Here is a 17,495-nt window from a genome sequence, read left to right as displayed (position 1 = left end):
TGTCAGCAAACCTGTACACATTTTGCATAATGTCTTATTCAACATCAATCAGCAGCTGCTGGAAGACACCTGGATCATCACGGTCACGGACCATGGCGGCGGAGGCGCTCATCCTAATGATCACGGCAGTGATCACCCGATGGATATGACCATCACCTGGGGGATTACGGGTCCGGGCGTAAAGCCGGCCTTCTCGATGCACCGATCAGCATCATGGACACGGCCGCCGTCATCGGTCATGTGCTGGGGCTGCACGCACCGGATTGCTGGGAAGGGAAGGTACCTGAAGGAATATTCTAATCCGGAAAATTCGAGTTATGGCGGAAGCCCGTTCCAATTGATGAATCGCTTTTCTCTTACCTATTCAATATGTAAAAAGCCGGCGATTACACGCCGGCTTCTGTCGTTAAGACGATCTCTTCTGTTGTTTTTAGGTCCGCAAACCATTTCAGGGTAGCGTTCACATGATCTATGATCTGCTGCGCGGTTAACACCGAATTGTTCCAGGTACTGTGAGCATCCGTCACCAGCGTGACACCATAGCCCAAACTGGATGCTCTCCTGCATGTGGTATCTACACATAACTCACTCTGCATACCCGCAAGAATGACATGTTCGACGCCCTTTCGTTTCAGTTCTTCCTCAAGGGTCGTGTTATAGAATGAATCCGGTCTGGTCTTCTGAATGATCGTATCCGACATCGCAGGCGCAATCTCGGGGTTAATCTTCCACGCCTCCGACCCTGCCTTCAAACCTTCGTCATTATGTTGTATGTAAAAGACAGGAATGCCGCCGCTTCTAGCTATTGCGATCAGCTGCTTGAGATTGTGGAGCAATCGATCCCCTTCAAACACCGGATCATTCACTTGAAACATCTCATTCTGCACATCAATTACCAATAGCGCACTCTTCTTCAACTATAACACCCTCCTGTACGATCCATTTACTCCTCGGCTTTATTATAGAACGAACGTTCCTGCTATGTATATGAGCATTTTGCAGTAACCTGAGTCCTTGATACACAAGGAGTTCCAAGCATAAAAAAGGGACTTCACCCTAACTTAGAATAGAGGAAGTCACCGTGAAGCAGGACGGGGCCATCGTGAATAAAGCAGCCTACATGGTCAACAGCAGTTTGAAAAATAGCAAGGCTAAAATGCTCCAGGTCCGCCCATTTTGAGAATCAAGCCTCGCATTAAGCTTTGATTGCTAGCAGATTCTGCTATCTTTAAATCGATGCAAAATGCTCATTTATTAAGTCCATGGATAGTTTCTCTCATAACAGCTGCTGATTTTTCAAGCATCTGTCTTTCGGTTTCATTCAAATCAATTTCAATAACTTCCTTAATTCCAGTACGATTTACTACAGCAGGTGTACTTAAATACAAATCGCTTTGCCCATAGTGTCCTTCCATCAAACATGACACCGGAAGAATACTATTTTCATCTGCGAATATTGCTTTAGTGATCCGTACCAAACACATACCAATGCCATAATAGGTAGCACCTTTTCGATCAATGATGTGGTACGCGGCATCTCGTGTATTTTCGAAAATACTCAGTAATGCAGCTTTATCTCCTGAGTTGTTACGTCTAGCCAATACTTTCTCTAAACCTTCAATCCCAATAGCTGCTTGAGACCAAACCGGAACTTCGCTATCTCCATGCTCCCCAATAATTGCAGCATGAACATTACGCGGATCGACTCCAAGATATTCACCCAACATGAAACGAAAGCGAGCACTATCTAAAGTCGTTCCTGATCCGATTACACGCTCTTTTGATAAACCACTCTCTTTCCAAGCAACATAAGTCATAATATCAACAGGGTTACTTGCAACTAAGATGATACCATTAAATCCGCTCGCCATAATATCTCTGGTAATACTTCGAATAATCTCCGCATTCTTACCAACCAACTCAAGACGTGTTTCATTTTTGTCCTTTTGGGGAGCACCTGCGGTAATAACCACGAGATCGGCTTTCTCGCAGGCGGCATACGTACCAGAAGTTACACGAGTAGTGGTTGAAGCAAATGCCATACCGTGTTGTAAATCCATTGCTTCACCTTCTGCTCGCTTTTCATTAATGTCAATTAGTGTTAACTCTTCAACAACACCTTGATTGATCAAGGCGTAGGCATAACTACAACCTACCGCTCCTGTACCCACTAATACCACTCGGCTAATTTTGTTCTTCATAAATCCTCCTAGTATAGTAATAGGTTTATTATCCCAATGGCAACAAGGAATATTAGACTTATTTTGATTGTAAATTTAAACAATAGATTTTCCTGTCCACTTAAACCTACTGTTGCTGCCGCTACGGCTATCGATTGTGGGCTGATCATTTTAGCCATATCGCCACCAATCACGTTGGCTGCAACCATTGACCCGGGATCAATTCCGATTTGGCTAGACGTTACGGCTTGAAGTGGTGCAAATAATGACCCACTGTTGACCACTGATCCAGTTAGGAATACACCTATCCAACCCAACACTGGAGAGAATAATGGAAATAACCCTCCAGTCGAAGCGAATGCTAACCCTAACGTAGACGACATTCCGGAATAATTACAAATATAAGCAAAGGCTAAAACACTGCATATCGTTATGATTGGGAATAGCAGTTCTTTAAAAGTATCTTTTATTGAACTTTTTACTGTTGACCATTTAATACGGTAAATCAAAATAGTCAACAATCCTGCTAGTACGATCGCGGTAACGGTTGAAGATAACAGATCCACGTTGAAAATCGCCGCATACGGACTAGGTTCGGTTGTTATTGGTGGATGCTTGATAATTTCGTTATGAACACCTTGGATTGGTATCTTTAAGATGAGATCGTCAAATGTGACTTGTGAAAACAAAATTACAAATACGGTGAGCATGATGAATGGTAGCCATGCGACTGTAACTTGTCTAAAATCACTTTTGTATTTGGTTTTTTCACGCCACAAAGTAAATATCGTGAGAGCGATCAAACTCAAACTTGCAGCCAAAATATCAACGAGAACTGCACCAATCGTATTGAGTACTGCAAATTGTACTAAGGCGAAGGCTCCTCCACAAACAACGATCGATAACCAAGTCTCACGAATGCCTTTTATTCCATCAACCAGAAATACAACTAAGAATGCAACAATGAAGCTGACAATCGGAATAATATAAGATGTATAGCTTGCCACATCTAATGGAGATAAATCGGTCAATTGGGCCGGAGTAGTTACTGGTATGCCCATTGCACCGTATGACCCTCCTGCAATATTAGCAACTAAGCATATACCGGCGGCATTGATTGTTTTGAAACCCAATCCAACGAGGATTATCGCTGTTATTGCGACCGGGGCTCCAAACCCGGCAGCACCTTCTAAAAATGCCCCAAAGCAATAGGCAATCAGTAACACTTGGATGCGTTTGTCCGGAGTTATTGAGGTTATACTTTCTTTGATGATTTCAAATTTTCCGGTTTTAACCGTTAACTTATAAAGAAATATTGCAGCTAATACAATTGCTGCCACTGGCCAAACTCCTGTTAATGCCCCGTATATTCCAGTTCCCAATACTTTAGAAAAAGGCATTCCGTAAGCAACCATTGCAGTCAACGCCGCAATAACAACACTCAAAACTCCTGCTATGTAGCCTTTAACTTTGAATACTGACAAAACGATAACAAAAAATAATACGGGTATTGTAGCAACAATTGCCGATAACCAGATATTATTTAATGGGTCATAATGTTGGTTCCATTCCACTATAAACACACCTCACCATATAAAAGCCGTACCCAAAGGTTGAGTACGGCATTAGTATGATGGAGTCATATAGTTTTTATTCATCGGATGTCTACGGTCGTAGGCCTTTTGTAAAACTCTAAAAATTTACGTCCACCCACGCAAACAAAGGAATCCCTCTCTTAGGACTCCTTTTTCCTCTGCTTCAGCTCCCCATCGTAAAGCCGATAAAAAGCAGTCAAGGCAACTTTTAGCTACTCCTCCTCGACGATAACCCCCGGGGTTGCCGACTTTTTCTTTACATTATACTGATGAAGCTTCCTCATGGTCTTGTAAAGCTGCTGCAACTCCTGTTCATCCAGAATTTCGAACATAGAAGTTTGGAAATCTGACAGCAGCGGGATAATCTCTTCTAGTAGGGCCTGTCCCTTATCCGTTAGTGAGATATACTTTACCTTCCAATCCTGCTTGCGGACAATCAGGCCCAGCTTCTCCAGTCGTTTCACCATATGCGAAACACCGCCGCCGCTAATGGAAAGATATTCGGCCAGCTCCTGCTGTGATAAAGGTTGGTGTGCAAAGACCTGAATCAAAACGTCGAATTGGGCAACCGTGATGCAAAACGGCTGTAAGAACTCATTCGAGAGGTGGTTGCCAATCTGTTGAAAACGGGTAATCCGAATCCAAGACAGCATGGCTAATCGGTTCTCCTGATGAACTTGAATATTTGATATATCAACTAGCAGTGGTATTCGTTTATTATATATACCAATTAATCCACTCCAATTTATTGGTGCTGAGAGCGCCTAATCTTGAAATATAAACGCGAAAACGATATTATGGACATAGAATCTTTGAACTACATGCACAATGAGCAGTGTATTCATTTTGTACATTCAAACATAACAACTGTAACTTTTTATCAAAAGTATCAATTAGACTTTGACATAAACGCCATAAAATGATATATCAAATTCAGGGAGGAGATCCGCTTTGGAACAAATTCCACTATACCAACATATCGTAAATGCTCTAACAGCCCAGATTGAATCCGGGGAGCTCCAGGCTGGAGATCAGCTACCGACCGAAGCTGAGATTTCGAAAGAATACAACGTCAGCCGGATCACCTCGAAGAGGGCGCTGACCGAGCTGGAGAATGCCAAGCTGATCTACCGGATCCAAGGTAAGGGAAGTTTCGTGAGCACAGACAGGGCCCCGCACAGGCCCCTTAGCAAGACGAATAAGGAGATTCTGCTGATTCTACCGTTCACTCATAACCCGGGGCTTGGAGATTATGAAAAAGGCATCAACGAATTTCTCGCAACGACCGACTATACCCTGAACATTCAGTCCAATACGATTGTCGGACAACGGAAGCTGCTGGAGGCCGCGCTACAAAGCGCCAATTCGGGATTGATTCTCTACCCGATAAGCAGCATCTCGGATCTTGGCATTCTGTATCAGTATCACCTGGCAAAGTACCCGCTTGTGACGATGGATAAATGCATTGAAGGCATTCCATTCCAGTCGGTTGTCTCCGACAACTTCGGCGGCGGATACCTGGCCTCCAAACATCTGATCGAGAATAATCATAAGAAAATCGCCTTTATCTCCTCCTTGAAGGTAGAGAACTCTTCCTCGATCCGAGAGCGGTATTTCGGTTATTTGAAGGCTCTGTATGATTACAGCCTGATCGATTACAGCGTCAGTGACTTGACCGACCGGTACTTGACCCACGACAACGACAACGGCAGAGAATACTATATTCAGTTTATCCAATCCGTTGTGGCACAGGGAATTACGGGGATTGTTGCCGAGAATGACCTGATTGCGATCGAGATCATTCAGATTGCCAAAGAGCTGGGTCTGTCCGTACCAGATGATTTCTCCATCGTGGGCTTTGACAACATTCATCTCGCAAGCTTCGTTGAACCCAAGCTGACCACCATATCCCAGGACTTTGGAAAGATGGGATATCAAGCTGCACAAAGCCTTATCACCCTGATCGAGAATTCCCTGGATCAACCGAATGAGAATGTCGTAGTTCCCGTTCGTCTCATTGAACGTCAGACCGTAAAGAAGCTGTAACACGCCTATTTCTAAAATCAAAGGAGACTTTTACATGCTAAACTATATCGATACAAGGCAAGGCACCAACAATCAGTACACTTATTCCAACGGGAATGCGCTCCCTTATACGGGTGTACCTTTCGGTATGAACCACTTTGTTGTCCAAACCAAAAATGAAGGAAGCTGGTTCTTCAACCCCAATGACCGCGTCTTCCAAGGCATACGCCTGACGCACCAGCCAAGTCCATGGATGGGCGACTTCGCCCACTTCCTGATGACGCCAATTGCGGACGACAAAATCAGAGGGTCCGTCTTCACCTGTCAAAGTTCCTACCGGCCCGAAGAAGCGATATTCAAGCCCCACTATCTCAAAGTGAAGCAGCAGCGTTATAACATCACCACGGAGCTGGTTCCCAGCACCTACGGTGCGGCAATGCGCATGAAATACAATTCCGGGCAGCAGGCAGGCTTTGTCCTAAACGTTAATAACATAAGCGAATTCCGACTGGATGCAGCCCAGCGCAGACTAACGGGCTATGTCAGCAACTTCGCAGGCTGTCACGATGACGGGTTACGTATGTACGTAGCCATGAGCTTTAGCAAGGACATAGATCTCGCAACAACAGGTTATTACAACGAGGAAGGCCAGTTCTTCCCTGAGATTGCTTTTGGCGGTGTCGACCAGCATGCCGTCATTCGTTTCAAAGACTGTGAAAGGGACGTGCTGGAGGTTAAACTGGCAACGTCGTTTATTAGCCTGGAGCAAGCAGAGCTTAACCTTGCGCGCGAGCTGAACACATCCCTGGATGAGCGGAAGGAATTGGCTGCGCAAGCTTGGAATCATTACCTGAACAAAATCCGGGTCACTCACCCGAACGAAGAATATATGCGGACCTTCTATACTTGTCTTTACCGCATGTTCCTGTTCCCGCAGAAGTTCTATGAGCTTGATGCCAACATGGAGCCGGTACATTACGATACAACGGCCCGATCCGTCAAGAAAGGGATTCTCTATACCAACAACGGCTTCTGGGATACTTACAGAACCGTATATCCGCTCTATTCCATCATCGCACCGAAAGAATATGAAGAAATGCTGGAAGGTTTCCTGAATTCCTACCGCGAAACCGGCTTCCTGCCGAAATGGCTGTCTCCGGATGAGCGCGGACTGATGCCAGGTACGCTTATTGATGCCGTCATTGCGGATGCCGCGGCTAAAGGATTGGCTCCGCACCTGATGCCGGAGCTGCTGGAAGCCATGCTGACTGCCGCTACCACGCAGAGCGGAAAGGACTGTTATGGACGTCAGGGAACGATGGACTACATACAGTACGGTTACGTGCCAAACACCTATCACGAGAGCGTGAACCACACGCTGGATTACGCATACAGCGACTACTGCATCAGCCGCGTGGCCGATGTCTTGGGCCGATCAGATGTAGCGGATCAATATAGACAGAGTGCGCTCAACTACAAGAATATCTTCGATACGGAAACCGGGTTCATGCGGGCAAAGGATCCGAACGGCCAGTTCCGACCGGATTTCAGTGATACGAGCTGGGGGCTCGATTATGCCGAAGGAAGCGCCTGGCAGACCAGCTTTGCAGTGTTCCAGGATTTCCAGGGCTTGATTGAGGAATACGGTTCGAAGGAACGATTTTTCGACAAAATAACCGAATTGTGTAACAAAGCACCGGACTTCGACGTGCGGGGCTACGGCTTTGAAATTCATGAGATGAGTGAGATGGCTGCCATCGACTATGGCCAGCTGGCCATTTCCAACCAGCCAAGCTTCCATATTCCTTATCTGTTCAACTATGTAGGGCAGCCGGCTTCTTCCCAGGTTGTCATTAAGCAACTGATGTCGAACCTGTTCAACAGCGGCTTTAACGGCTTCCCGGGTGATGAGGACAATGGAAGCATGTCCGGATGGTATGTATTCAGCTCCATGGGCTTCTACCCGGTATGTCCAGGCAGCAATGAATACGTCCTCGGTATCCCGTTATTCGACAGCGTGAGCATTGAGCTGCCAAACGGTAAGCAGATGTTGATTCATACCGACAACAATAATCCGCAGTCCAATTTCGTTGCGAACGTTCAATTAGAGGGACAAGATTATACCAAACTGTACATTACGCATGAGGATATACTGGCAGGCAAGTCCCTTGATTTCCGTCTCGGACTGGCTCCAAGCTATCGTTCTTACAGCCCTGATGAGTTGCCGTTCTCGATATCGAAGAAGTAACTGTTACAACTATGCTCATATAAGAAAGGGGCATCCCCATTTAGGTTAGCAGCCTGGGGATGCCCCTTATGTATGAGGTATACATGGAAATGACCAACTTCGGTTCCTCCATAGATGAAACGAGCGCTGACGTATACGGTCAGCGCTATTTATGTTTGCCATGGCTTACACCAGAAACATCGCCACGACGGTAGTCACGGTCAGACCTAGCAGCACCGGCTTCAAATTTCGTCTGGCAAGCTCGAACGGGCTGACTCCGCAGATGGCTGCAGCCGGGATCAACGCCCAGGGAATGAGCGTACCGCCACCTACCCAGATTGCGGCAACCTGCCCAAGCGCCGTCAGGGTAGCCGCGCCCGAGCCAATGGCCGTAGCGAACAGCTGCGCGATCGAGCCGGCAAGCGATATACCCGAGAAGCCCGAACCGTCAAGCCCTGTAATCGCGCCGGTGATCGTCAATGTTACCGAACCCACCGCACCGTTCAGCGGCACCGCATTCGCGAGGGCAACCCCCAGGTCGTTCACGATTCCATGAGATGCTTCCGGAAGCACTTTACCGAACAATTCGGTAAATGCTGCATCCCCCAGATAGAAGAACGCCGCAATAGGAATGACGGGACCGAATACTTTGAATCCAAACATGAATCCCTCGATCAAATACGAGGTGACCTTCTCTAATCCCCGGTTGCGGTGAGCCAGCAAGGCAATGACACTGAGGATAAGGACAGCTGTGCCGCCGACCAAGGCCGTTGCATCTCCGCCCTGCAGCTTTAGGATGAACATGGTGACAACGTCTGCCGCGAACAACAGCAGAATGATGATAGCCAACCATTTTTTCATAACCGGCGATATCGCCGAAACAGCATCATCCTCTTCGGTACGCGTGGTAAGCGCGTCTCCCGTGCTTTTAATGGTTACCAGTCCATCTCTCCAGCTGCCGTTCCGCAGATCTCTGCGCATCATCCAGAATGCCGTTACGGTTGTCACAAGACCCATAACGATCACGAGCGGCACACTGGCAGCCATAACGCTGGATACAGGCAATCCGGCTGCATCCGCGGTTAATTTAGGCGCACCCTGAATAATATAATCTCCCGATAGCGCAATGCCGTGACCGAACAGATTCATCGCCACCGCCGCACCGAGGGCCGGCAAACCCACACGGATGGCCACAGGCAGCAGGACCGCACCAATTAACGCAACTGCCGGTGACGGCCAGAAGAAAAAGGACGTGACCATCATAATGATTCCGATGCCCCAGTAAGCCATCGCGGGAGTACGTAGAAACCGGGTTAGCGGGGCCACCATCGTCTCGTTGATCCCCGTCTTGATCAAGACTCGGCTCATCGCCACGATGATGGATATAATCATGATGGTGCCCATCAGCTCTTTGGTCGCATAGATGAATGAATGAAACACGCCGGAGACCGAGCCGCTTAGCGTTTCCGTAGCCAGAAGGCCAAGCGCAAATATTCCGGTAATACAAATAAGCGACGTATCGCGCCGCCGAATCAACAGAGTCATGATCAAGAAGATAAACGCCAGGTACACCCAGTGAATCGCGGTTAAATGAATCCCCATATAAAGTCACGCCCTTTCCCAGGCAGCAGGTTTTATGTGACTACATCTTATGCATGGGCCTGGGCAAAGGTTAATTCGGGATCGTGCCATGATTCACAACTCGATTGGGCATCTCATATACTTGGTATGTTATGACCTATTTCATCTAGATTATGGTAAAATAATCCAAACATAAAAGAGGTGTACAGCATGCCAAATCGGGAACAACGCTTCATCGCTATAGCCGCGATCATTCAGGTGATCATCGTTGTAATCTTGGGGTATAACCGTGTTCGGGATTCTATCCGATTTATCAATGAGACATTTGATCCTTCGTTCCTGTCTCAAGGGGCCTACATTCTATTATCTCTCGTTATATTTCTCCTGTTCATTACCGCTTCGTTAGGGACATGGGCACAAAAGACATGGGGATGGTCGGCAACAGTCGGACTATATGTCACATTCATATTTTCCATCTTCATGTCAACAGGTGTTGCCATGCGAGTGTCCAACATTGATATCAACGCGCAATTCTTTTGGAAGCCCATACTCTTGATTATCATCTCCATTGCTGCGCTATGGTTTTGGTTTCGAGCGGCCATCCGCAGCAGATTCCATCTACAGCTTAAATCAGCGATACTGCTTACTTTGGTTGCCGGCATCGGGTTCATTCTCCTCGCAGTTCTCATAGATTACCTCCAATTCAGAATCATGGACCACTGGATTTCCAACGTCATCTCCAATTCGGTATAGTAGTACATGATGTAGTTTGGAGTTAAAAGGAGTTGGAAGGATCAGTGTATACCATCCTGATTGTGGAAGACGATGACCGAATCGCGGATAAATTAAGATCGGCTATTTCCAAATATGATTTTAACGTACGTATCACCGAAGACTTCAGCCGCGTCATGGACATTTTTACGGATACGAAGCCGGACCTGGTTCTGCTGGACGTCAATCTGCCGAAATTCGACGGGTATTATTGGTGTAGGCAAATCCGTACCCAATCGCACTGCCCGATCATCTTCATCTCGGCACGCGACAGCGGCATGGATCAGATCATGGCGCTGGAAAACGGGGCGGATGATTATATTACGAAGCCGTTTGACATGGAGCTTGTTCTGGCCAAAATCCGCAGCCACCTGCGCCGTGCAGTCGGTGCCTATGCCTCCGGTCAGGAGGATGAGCAAACCGTCGAAAGCGCCGGTCTCATCATCTATCCGGAGCGATTCGTCGTGACCTATGGAGACGAGTCAGCTGAGCTTACCCAGAAGGAAGCAGCCCTGCTGACGATGCTGATGGAAAAAGACGGCCGTGTGGTCAGCCGCGAGCGGCTGCTGGACCTGATGTGGGAAGATCAGCACTTCATTGATGACAATACGTTAAATGTTTATATTACAAGGGTTCGCCGCAAGCTTCGTGAGCTGGGCGCCGGAGATCTTATCGAAACCGTCCGGGGAGCAGGCTACCGGTTCATGACAGGCAGGGAGCCCCTATGAAACTTTTCTTGCGGGAGCATCTCCCGCTCATGCTGTTTTTTACCGTTCAAATGCTGCTTGTCCCCCTGCTGTATTGGCTTACCGGTGAAGGCAGACCCTTTACTGTCGTGCTATACGGGGTGCTGTTGAGCAGTGTCGTGCTGCTTCTCTATCTTGCATACCGGTATCTTTCCCATCGCACGATGTATCAAGAGCTTTCTTCCGAGGAGCTTTCGGAGAAGGAATTCTTAAGCCCTCCCCTGGGCGAAGCGCCGCTGCCGGAAGCGATCCACGAGCGGATCAGCCATTATGAACGCTTATACCGCGAGCAGCTGCATCGGCATCAAAGCGGAACCGACCAGCATTTGGCTTTCGTCAACCGCTGGGTACATCAGATGAAGACCCCGCTGTCGGTGATTCAGCTAACACTTGACGAAATCGAAGAGGCACCCGCCGAACATATACGGGAAGAGCTTGAGCGCATTCGCAAAGGCCTCGAAATGGTGCTGTATACCGCGCGCCTGGACCGGTTCGAGCAGGATTTCGCGGTAGAAGCCGTCGGACTCCGTGCTGCGGTAAGTGAATCCGTGGTCGAGAACCGCAAGCTGTTCATTCGTAAAGGCATTACGCCGGTGTTCCAAATCGATGATCAGATCTCCGTCTATACGGATGCCAAATGGTTTCGATTTATGCTGGGCCAGATTCTGACGAACGCCGTGAACTACTCGGGCAGCCCCGGCAAGAAGATTCAATTAACCGCAGAAGAAGCGGGGAAACACATCAAACTTCATATCCGTGATGAGGGTATCGGCATTGCGCCGGAGGACATCAACCGAGTGTTCCATCCCTACTTCACTGGAGAGCGTGGTCGGCAATATCATGAATCCACCGGTATGGGCCTGTATCTTGTCCGTGAAATTGCCCATAAGCTGAATCACACCGCCCAACTGGAATCCACGCTGGGTGAGGGAACCACCGTTACCTTGACGCTGCGGAAAGCAGTAAAAGAAGACACATCTCATTCTTAGGTGTGTCTTCTTTGCATTGGACAGAGGCTAATTTCATATCGATCATCTCGGAATACGAACAAAAAATACGAACATAACCTTATGGCAGTTGTAAGCTCCGTTTCACCTAAATCCATAGCAGGGTCAGGTCAGTATACGATAGAGTTAGGTTACACTAATGAGGTATACAGAAAGGAGCATCTGGTTTTATGGATATTCTTGAAGTAAAAGCATTAAACAAAGTATATGCGGGCAAAGTGGCGACACAAGCTCTTACCGATATTCATCTCACCATCCAAGAAGGGGAATTCGTCGGCATCATGGGCCCTTCAGGCAGCGGCAAAACCACCCTGCTGAACATGGTGTCCACCATCGATCGTCCAAGCTCGGGCGAGGTCAAGATCGGAGGCAAAAATCCTTATACTATGAAAAAAAGCGAGCTTGCCCACTTCCGCCGCAGACAGCTCGGCTTTGTGTTTCAAGATTTCAATCTGCTTGATACGTTAACGGTTGCCGAGAATATCGTACTTCCGCTTACGCTGGACCGCCGTCCGCTCAAGGACATGGAGTCGCTGCTGCAGCAAACCGCTTCACGGCTTGGCATCCGCGAAATTCTGAATAAACGCGTGTACGAAATTTCAGGAGGGCAACGACAGCGCACCGCGATTGCCAGGGCTATCATCGGCGCGCCTCTGTTATTGCTTGCGGATGAGCCTACAGGAGCGCTCGATTCCAACTCCTCACGCATCGTGATGGAGTCGTTAGCTGAGATTAACGAGCGGGATCGTACCACATTGATGCTGGTTACGCATGATCCTTTGGCCGCAAGCTATTGCAACCGCATCGTCTTTATTAAAGACGGCAAGCTTGCCGCCGAAATTCACCGCGGAGAGAACCGGCAGGCCTTTTTCCAAAAAATCATCGATACGCTATCGTTCTGGGGAGGGAATACAAGTGAGCTTTCCTCAATTCGCGTTTAACAACGTCCGGCGTAACGCGCGTCAATATTTCGCTTACCTGCTTAGCAGCTCGTTCATGGTCATGATCTTCTTTACGTATGCGGTATTCATCTATCATCCGGCTATCGAGAATTCGCCTATGGGTACCATGACGCGTACGGGAATGACGATTGCCACGGTCATCGTCTACGTGTTTGCGTTCTTATTCGTGCTGTATTCGATCAGCGTCTTTCTGAAGTCGAGGAACCGGGAGTTCGGTATACTTACCATCCTCGGAGCCGAAGCCAAACAGATCAATTGGCTGATCTTCCTGGAGAACATTCTGATTGGCGCCATTGCCATCGTAACAGGCATCGCCAGCGGAATGTTGTTATCCAAGGTATTCCTGCTCATCAGCACCAAAGTAATTGATATGGACGAGCTGCCGTTCTATTGGCCGATCAAAGCGATGCTGTTGACCGCCGGTGCGTTCGCCGGGCTGTTTCTCGTCATTTCACTCTTTACCTTGTTGTTTATCCGGAAGAATCAAGTTCTGGAGCTTCTCAAAGGCACCAGTAAACCGAAAACCGAACCAAAATCCAATCTGTTCCTGGCCCTCTTGGGCGTGGTGCTGCTTACCATCGGCTTTACCGTCCTTCGCGTTAAAGAGTTAGACCCTACGGGACTGATGATCGCCGCGGTAACCGGCATTATGGGCACGTATTTCTTCTACTCCCAGCTATCGGTGTGGGTTGTCCGGATGCTGCAGAGAAGCCGCACGACCACATGGAAAGGGACCAACCTGCTGTGGATTTCCGAAATGAGTTACAAGATCAAAGACAATGCCCGCATGTTATTTTTGGTCACGGTAGTGGTCGCCCTGGCTTCCATGAGTACCGGTTTCGTGCTGGCTATGCAGGAATCGATCAAATCGGTGTATTTGGATAACCCGTACGCGCTTAGCTACACCTACTATAGCGATGCCGCCGAGACTAAGGTGCAGGATGAGTTGGCCCTGATTGAAAAGCGACTCCAGTCAGAAGGGCTTGAGTATAAACGGGCGGAGGTCGAGACCATCTACTATCGCTTGTCAGCGAATGGGGAGGACTCCTTGCACATCATGCCGCAATCCCAATACGACCGTTTGGCTGCCATGATGAATACCAAGCCGGCTGGGACACTCGGCGAGAATGAAGCCTTATTGACGGAAACCCCGAATGCAGCGAAGAAGAGTAAGGGGAAACTAACGGAAGCGGATATCGATTTATCCGGTCAGCCCTACTCTTTCAGCTTGGAGAACCGCACAGACCGGATTGCGGCTGTGGTATATAGCGGCAGATTGCTGGTCGTTACGGACACCATGTTTGAAGAGCTAAGGGGAGAGAACAAAGCAGATGGAATCAGTGTGAGTCATACGTATCCGTTTATTCTTCCCGATTCCCAAGGGCTCCCTCAAAAGGATGACCCTGAAACCAAGCTCGGCCTTGAGCTGTCGGAATGGAACCGGGATGCCATTCATGAAGGGTATGTTCAATCCAGGGCGGAGAACTATTACACCAATAAACAAGGGTTTGCATTATTCAGCTTTATCGGCGTATTTGTCGCCTTGATTTTCTCAATTTCATCGGCAAGCTTCTTGTATTTCAAACTGCATACGGAGCTTTCAGCTGATCAAGCGATGTATCGTTCTCTGTCCAAGATTGGACTCAGCGCGCGGGAGATGAACATCTCCGCAACCATTCAGATTGCCGTACTATTCTTTATCCCCATCCTGGTTGCAGCCCTGCAATCCCTGGTTGTGCTCGGTCCGATTCTCGGATATCTGGATGTTCCGTACGTAAGTGGTCCTGTATTGGTTGCTTCATCAGCATTCCTGGCTGCCCAAACGATCTATTTCCTGATCGCCAGAGCCCGTTATATTAAATCTGTGAATGGCATGATGGTGTGAGTATGCATATAGAACAAAAAGACACAGCGACTCAGCATCGGCCTGCCATTGGAAAGGGGCGATTACATTTTTTAGACCAGTTCAGGGGGTTTGCCCTGCTTGGTCTGCCGTTTGTTAACGTGTTGGCACTCTGGCTCATCGCCACGCCGGAAACCGCAGCGGATTTTTGGCTGCAGCGAGGGCTTAACTTTTTCGTAGAAGCCCGATTCTACACCATCTTCACGTTCCTGTTCGGACTAGGGTTCTACATGTTTCTATCCCGAAGCGCTTCATGGGGAGGAAAGCCAAGACTTCGGCTGTATATCCGCCGATTAGTGATTTTGGTGGTGATCGGGTTCATACATCAGCTGTATCAATCGGGGGAGGCCTTGTTCCCTTATGCGATTGTCGGACTGCTTGCGGTTCCACTCTATTGGGCGCCGCGGAGGGTTAATCTTGGCATTGGATTGGTGGGGTTAGCAATTGCGGCAATCATGGGAGGTAAGCTGCTGACCATCCCGTTCCTGATCCTGTTAGGGCTGGCCGCAGGCCAATATCGATTAATGGACACCATCAGCAAGGGATTACGATTAAGCACATTAAGTTGGGTTTGGATGCTGTCATTACTCGGAACCGTCATCGTTACCGGTATCATGTGGTGGGCAGCACCTTCCGAGCCGATGTCACCGTTTCTATTCAAGGTAGAAGGCGAATCGCCATCACCGACCATGGAAGCGGCCTTCACTCTGGCACATATCGGGAGAGCGACGGGCCCTCTTGTGTCCGTATTTTATCTAAGCTCGCTCTTAATGCTTGGGCGTACCCGCATAGGTGCGAAGATGCTGTATCCGTTGCAGGCATATGGGCGAATCGCGCTTACCAACTACATTGGACAGACCGTCTTTCTGGTAGGGATTCAGCGCTTGATCCTAGACGCCTCACCCACCACGTATGTCGTATCGACGCTCGTTTCCCTAGGGATTGTGGCCTTCCAGATCATAGCCAGCAATCTGTGGATGCGTTGGTTCCAATTCGGACCTCTCGAATGGTTGTGGCGATGCGGTACCTATGGGTCCATCGTGCCGATGCGCAAAAAAACAGGAGCCCTATAGGGTTCCTGTTTTTTGGGTTATTTTTGCCGAGTGGCCAAACTCCCCATATCAGTGTCCCTCCCGCTATCTCATCCTCAGCTCCAGGCGCCTGATCTCCTGCTCGATGACCGTCAATCCCGCCTCAATCCGGGGTTTCTCCACCCCGATTATACATAACCGGATCCGGTCATTTTGCTGATTCTCCGGCAGCAGATGCAAATCCACATTCGTAACCGAAACCCCTCTTTGCATCAGGCGTTCCTGCAGTACAAATGCCTTTACGTATTTCGGCAGACATAGAGTGATGAACACGCCGGAGGAAGGGCAAGTATAGGAAATGCCGCTGCCGAAGACACGGGCACACACCTCGGTGGCATATCGCATCTTCTCCCGGTAATGTGCCCGAATTCTGGCGGCATGGCGCCTGTACATTCCACTCTTGATATAAATTTCAAGGGCGCCTTGGGAGAGAATCGGAGATGAAACGTCCGCAGCGTTCTTGTATGTTATGAACAAATCCAGCAAGAGCTCGGGAAGAATAACGGCACCCATTCGAATGCCCGGCAGAATCGTCTTCGAGAAGCTTTTGACATAGATGACATGGCGTGTCAGATCCAGCGCGTACAAGGGATCTGTCTTCGCATCCTCCTCCAGATCTGCCAGATAATCGTCTTCCACGATATAGACACCATACTGCCGGGCAAGCTCCGCGATACGCAACTTCTGCTCCAGCGAATACGAGGTGCCTAGCGGGTTAAGGAATCTCGGTATCGTATAGAAGAATTTGATCTGTCCACTACGAAAATGAGACTCCAACACCTCCATGTCGATCCCCTGCTCATCGCGCTGGATTCCGATCACCGGACAGCCAGCAACGCGCGCTGCCGCCAAGAAACCGAAATACGTCGGCTGTTCTACCAGCACCGCCTGCCCCTTACCCGGAAAAGGCATGCGCGTCAGGATCGAGAAGGCTTGCTGCGCTCCAGTGACCACAGTGATGTGATCGGGTTTCGCAAAGATCTGCTGCCCATAGAAGTACCTGCTCAGCTCGTTCCTTAAAGAGAAGATCCCCTGCGGATCGGTGTAACCGAACAGCTCCTCCTTATACACGGAAATCGCCTTACGCAGGCAATGCTCCATCTCCTGGAACGGCAAAAAATCACCCCGGGGTGTCGTTGAGGCGAAATCAATCGGCTCGCTTTCCATTCGCGCCGAGGTGCGGTTCTTCCCTTCTACAAGGTAGTATCCGCTCTTGGCTACCGGGTAGATGACATCATTGCGCTCCAAGGTCTGATATGCACGAACGACCGTGTTGGGACTGCAGGAGAACATTTTGGCCACGGCCCGGACCGATGGCAGCTTATGGCCTGACCGGATATGCCCCCCTTCCACTTCCCGGATCATATACGCAACAATTTGCTCGTGCTTCGTGTCCATCCCACTCAT

Annotated in this window: 15 protein-coding genes; 9 read left to right on the top strand and 6 right to left on the bottom strand. The window is 48.8% G+C overall.

Annotated elements, in window-relative coordinates:
• The first annotated feature begins 22 nt into the window (after nt 1-22).
• Nucleotides 23-457, top strand: coding sequence for a hypothetical protein (locus J7E85_RS34180; protein ID WP_251035915.1), 435 nt, complete (start codon nt 23-25; stop codon nt 455-457).
• Here J7E85_RS34180 and J7E85_RS21200 read toward each other — a convergent pair.
• The 4 genes from J7E85_RS21200 to J7E85_RS21185 all read right to left on the bottom strand — a co-directional run bounded on the left by J7E85_RS21200 (nt 387) and on the right by J7E85_RS21185 (nt 4,428).
• Entirely contained in the window at nt 387-917 is a 531-nt protein-coding gene (locus J7E85_RS21200; RefSeq protein WP_215161259.1) for a cysteine hydrolase family protein, read from the bottom strand. The genes J7E85_RS34180 and J7E85_RS21200 overlap by 71 nt on opposite strands.
• Before the next feature lie 330 nt (nt 918-1,247).
• Nucleotides 1,248-2,201, bottom strand: coding sequence for an L-lactate dehydrogenase (locus J7E85_RS21195; RefSeq protein WP_215161257.1), 954 nt, complete (start codon nt 2,199-2,201; stop codon nt 1,248-1,250).
• An 8-nt stretch (nt 2,202-2,209) separates the two neighbouring features.
• Nucleotides 2,210-3,757: an L-lactate permease gene (locus J7E85_RS21190; protein ID WP_215161591.1), complete on the bottom strand. Its 1,548-nt coding sequence runs from the start codon at nt 3,755-3,757 to the stop codon at nt 2,210-2,212.
• 230 nt (nt 3,758-3,987) lie between these two features.
• On the bottom strand, nt 3,988-4,428 hold the full coding sequence (locus J7E85_RS21185) for a MarR family winged helix-turn-helix transcriptional regulator (protein ID WP_215161255.1): 441 nt from the start codon (nt 4,426-4,428) through the stop codon (nt 3,988-3,990).
• A gap of 298 nt (nt 4,429-4,726) precedes the next feature.
• Between J7E85_RS21185 and J7E85_RS21180 the strand changes: the two genes are divergently transcribed.
• Together J7E85_RS21180 and J7E85_RS21175 are read left to right on the top strand one after the other, a co-directional pair.
• Nucleotides 4,727-5,821, top strand: coding sequence for a GntR family transcriptional regulator (locus J7E85_RS21180; protein ID WP_215161253.1), 1,095 nt, complete (start codon nt 4,727-4,729; stop codon nt 5,819-5,821).
• 34 nt (nt 5,822-5,855) lie between these two features.
• Nucleotides 5,856-8,048, top strand: coding sequence for a GH92 family glycosyl hydrolase (locus tag J7E85_RS21175; protein ID WP_215161251.1), 2,193 nt, complete (start codon nt 5,856-5,858; stop codon nt 8,046-8,048).
• 165 nt (nt 8,049-8,213) lie between these two features.
• Here the strand turns inward: J7E85_RS21175 and J7E85_RS21170 are convergent, their stop codons facing one another.
• The gene (locus J7E85_RS21170) at nt 8,214-9,629 is read right to left on the bottom strand and encodes a hypothetical protein (protein WP_215161249.1); all 1,416 of its coding nucleotides are present in this window, start codon (nt 9,627-9,629) and stop codon (nt 8,214-8,216) included.
• 189 nt (nt 9,630-9,818) lie between these two features.
• Here J7E85_RS21170 and J7E85_RS21165 point away from each other — a divergent pair, with 189 nt between their 5' ends.
• The 6 genes from J7E85_RS21165 (at nt 9,819) to J7E85_RS21140 (ending at nt 16,070) form a co-directional block, all read left to right on the top strand.
• Nucleotides 9,819-10,361, top strand: coding sequence for a hypothetical protein (locus J7E85_RS21165; protein WP_215161246.1), 543 nt, complete (start codon nt 9,819-9,821; stop codon nt 10,359-10,361).
• 44 nt (nt 10,362-10,405) lie between these two features.
• Nucleotides 10,406-11,107, top strand: a complete 702-nt coding sequence (locus J7E85_RS21160; protein ID WP_215161589.1) for a response regulator transcription factor — start codon at nt 10,406-10,408, stop codon at nt 11,105-11,107.
• On the top strand, nt 11,104-12,114 hold the full coding sequence (locus J7E85_RS21155) for a sensor histidine kinase (protein ID WP_215161244.1): 1,011 nt from the start codon (nt 11,104-11,106) through the stop codon (nt 12,112-12,114). Before J7E85_RS21160 ends, J7E85_RS21155 begins: the two co-directional genes overlap by 4 nt.
• Before the next feature lie 188 nt (nt 12,115-12,302).
• A complete protein-coding gene (locus J7E85_RS21150; protein ID WP_076323776.1) occupies nt 12,303-13,073 on the top strand; it encodes an ABC transporter ATP-binding protein in 771 nt (256 codons plus the stop codon).
• Complete coding sequence (locus J7E85_RS21145; protein WP_215161243.1) at nt 13,048-14,979, top strand: FtsX-like permease family protein; 1,932 nt, start codon at nt 13,048-13,050, stop codon at nt 14,977-14,979. Before J7E85_RS21150 ends, J7E85_RS21145 begins: the two co-directional genes overlap by 26 nt.
• Before the next feature lie 2 nt (nt 14,980-14,981).
• Nucleotides 14,982-16,070, top strand: coding sequence for a DUF418 domain-containing protein (locus J7E85_RS21140; RefSeq protein WP_215161241.1), 1,089 nt, complete (start codon nt 14,982-14,984; stop codon nt 16,068-16,070).
• A gap of 63 nt (nt 16,071-16,133) precedes the next feature.
• Here J7E85_RS21140 and J7E85_RS21135 read toward each other — a convergent pair whose 3' ends face one another.
• The gene (locus tag J7E85_RS21135; protein WP_215161239.1) at nt 16,134-17,486 is read right to left on the bottom strand and encodes an aminotransferase-like domain-containing protein; all 1,353 of its coding nucleotides are present in this window, start codon (nt 17,484-17,486) and stop codon (nt 16,134-16,136) included.
• Nucleotides 17,487-17,495: the final 9 nt, after the last annotated feature.

The sequence above is a fragment of the Paenibacillus sp. ISL-20 genome, from assembly GCF_018613005.1.
In the GTDB taxonomy this organism is placed as follows: domain Bacteria; phylum Bacillota; class Bacilli; order Paenibacillales; family Paenibacillaceae; genus Paenibacillus_AQ.
Note: the sequence above shows the minus strand (reverse complement) of the source record. Positions and strands in the feature narration are given on the sequence as shown.

Excerpts from the sequence above, each read along its gene's own strand:
- J7E85_RS21140 (WP_215161241.1), top strand. The coding sequence starts at position 14,982 with ATGCATATAGAACAAAAAGACACAGCGACTCAGCATCGGCCTGCCATT.
- J7E85_RS21170 (WP_215161249.1), bottom strand. The coding sequence starts at position 9,629 with ATGGGGATTCATTTAACCGCGATTCACTGGGTGTACCTGGCGTTTATC.
- J7E85_RS21195 (WP_215161257.1), bottom strand. The coding sequence starts at position 2,201 with ATGAAGAACAAAATTAGCCGAGTGGTATTAGTGGGTACAGGAGCGGTA.
- J7E85_RS21165 (WP_215161246.1), top strand. The coding sequence starts at position 9,819 with ATGCCAAATCGGGAACAACGCTTCATCGCTATAGCCGCGATCATTCAG.
- J7E85_RS21185 (WP_215161255.1), bottom strand. The coding sequence starts at position 4,428 with ATGCTGTCTTGGATTCGGATTACCCGTTTTCAACAGATTGGCAACCAC.
- J7E85_RS21150 (WP_076323776.1), top strand. The coding sequence starts at position 12,303 with ATGGATATTCTTGAAGTAAAAGCATTAAACAAAGTATATGCGGGCAAA.
- J7E85_RS21135 (WP_215161239.1), bottom strand. The coding sequence starts at position 17,486 with ATGGACACGAAGCACGAGCAAATTGTTGCGTATATGATCCGGGAAGTG.
- J7E85_RS21155 (WP_215161244.1), top strand. The coding sequence starts at position 11,104 with ATGAAACTTTTCTTGCGGGAGCATCTCCCGCTCATGCTGTTTTTTACC.
- J7E85_RS21175 (WP_215161251.1), top strand. The coding sequence starts at position 5,856 with ATGCTAAACTATATCGATACAAGGCAAGGCACCAACAATCAGTACACT.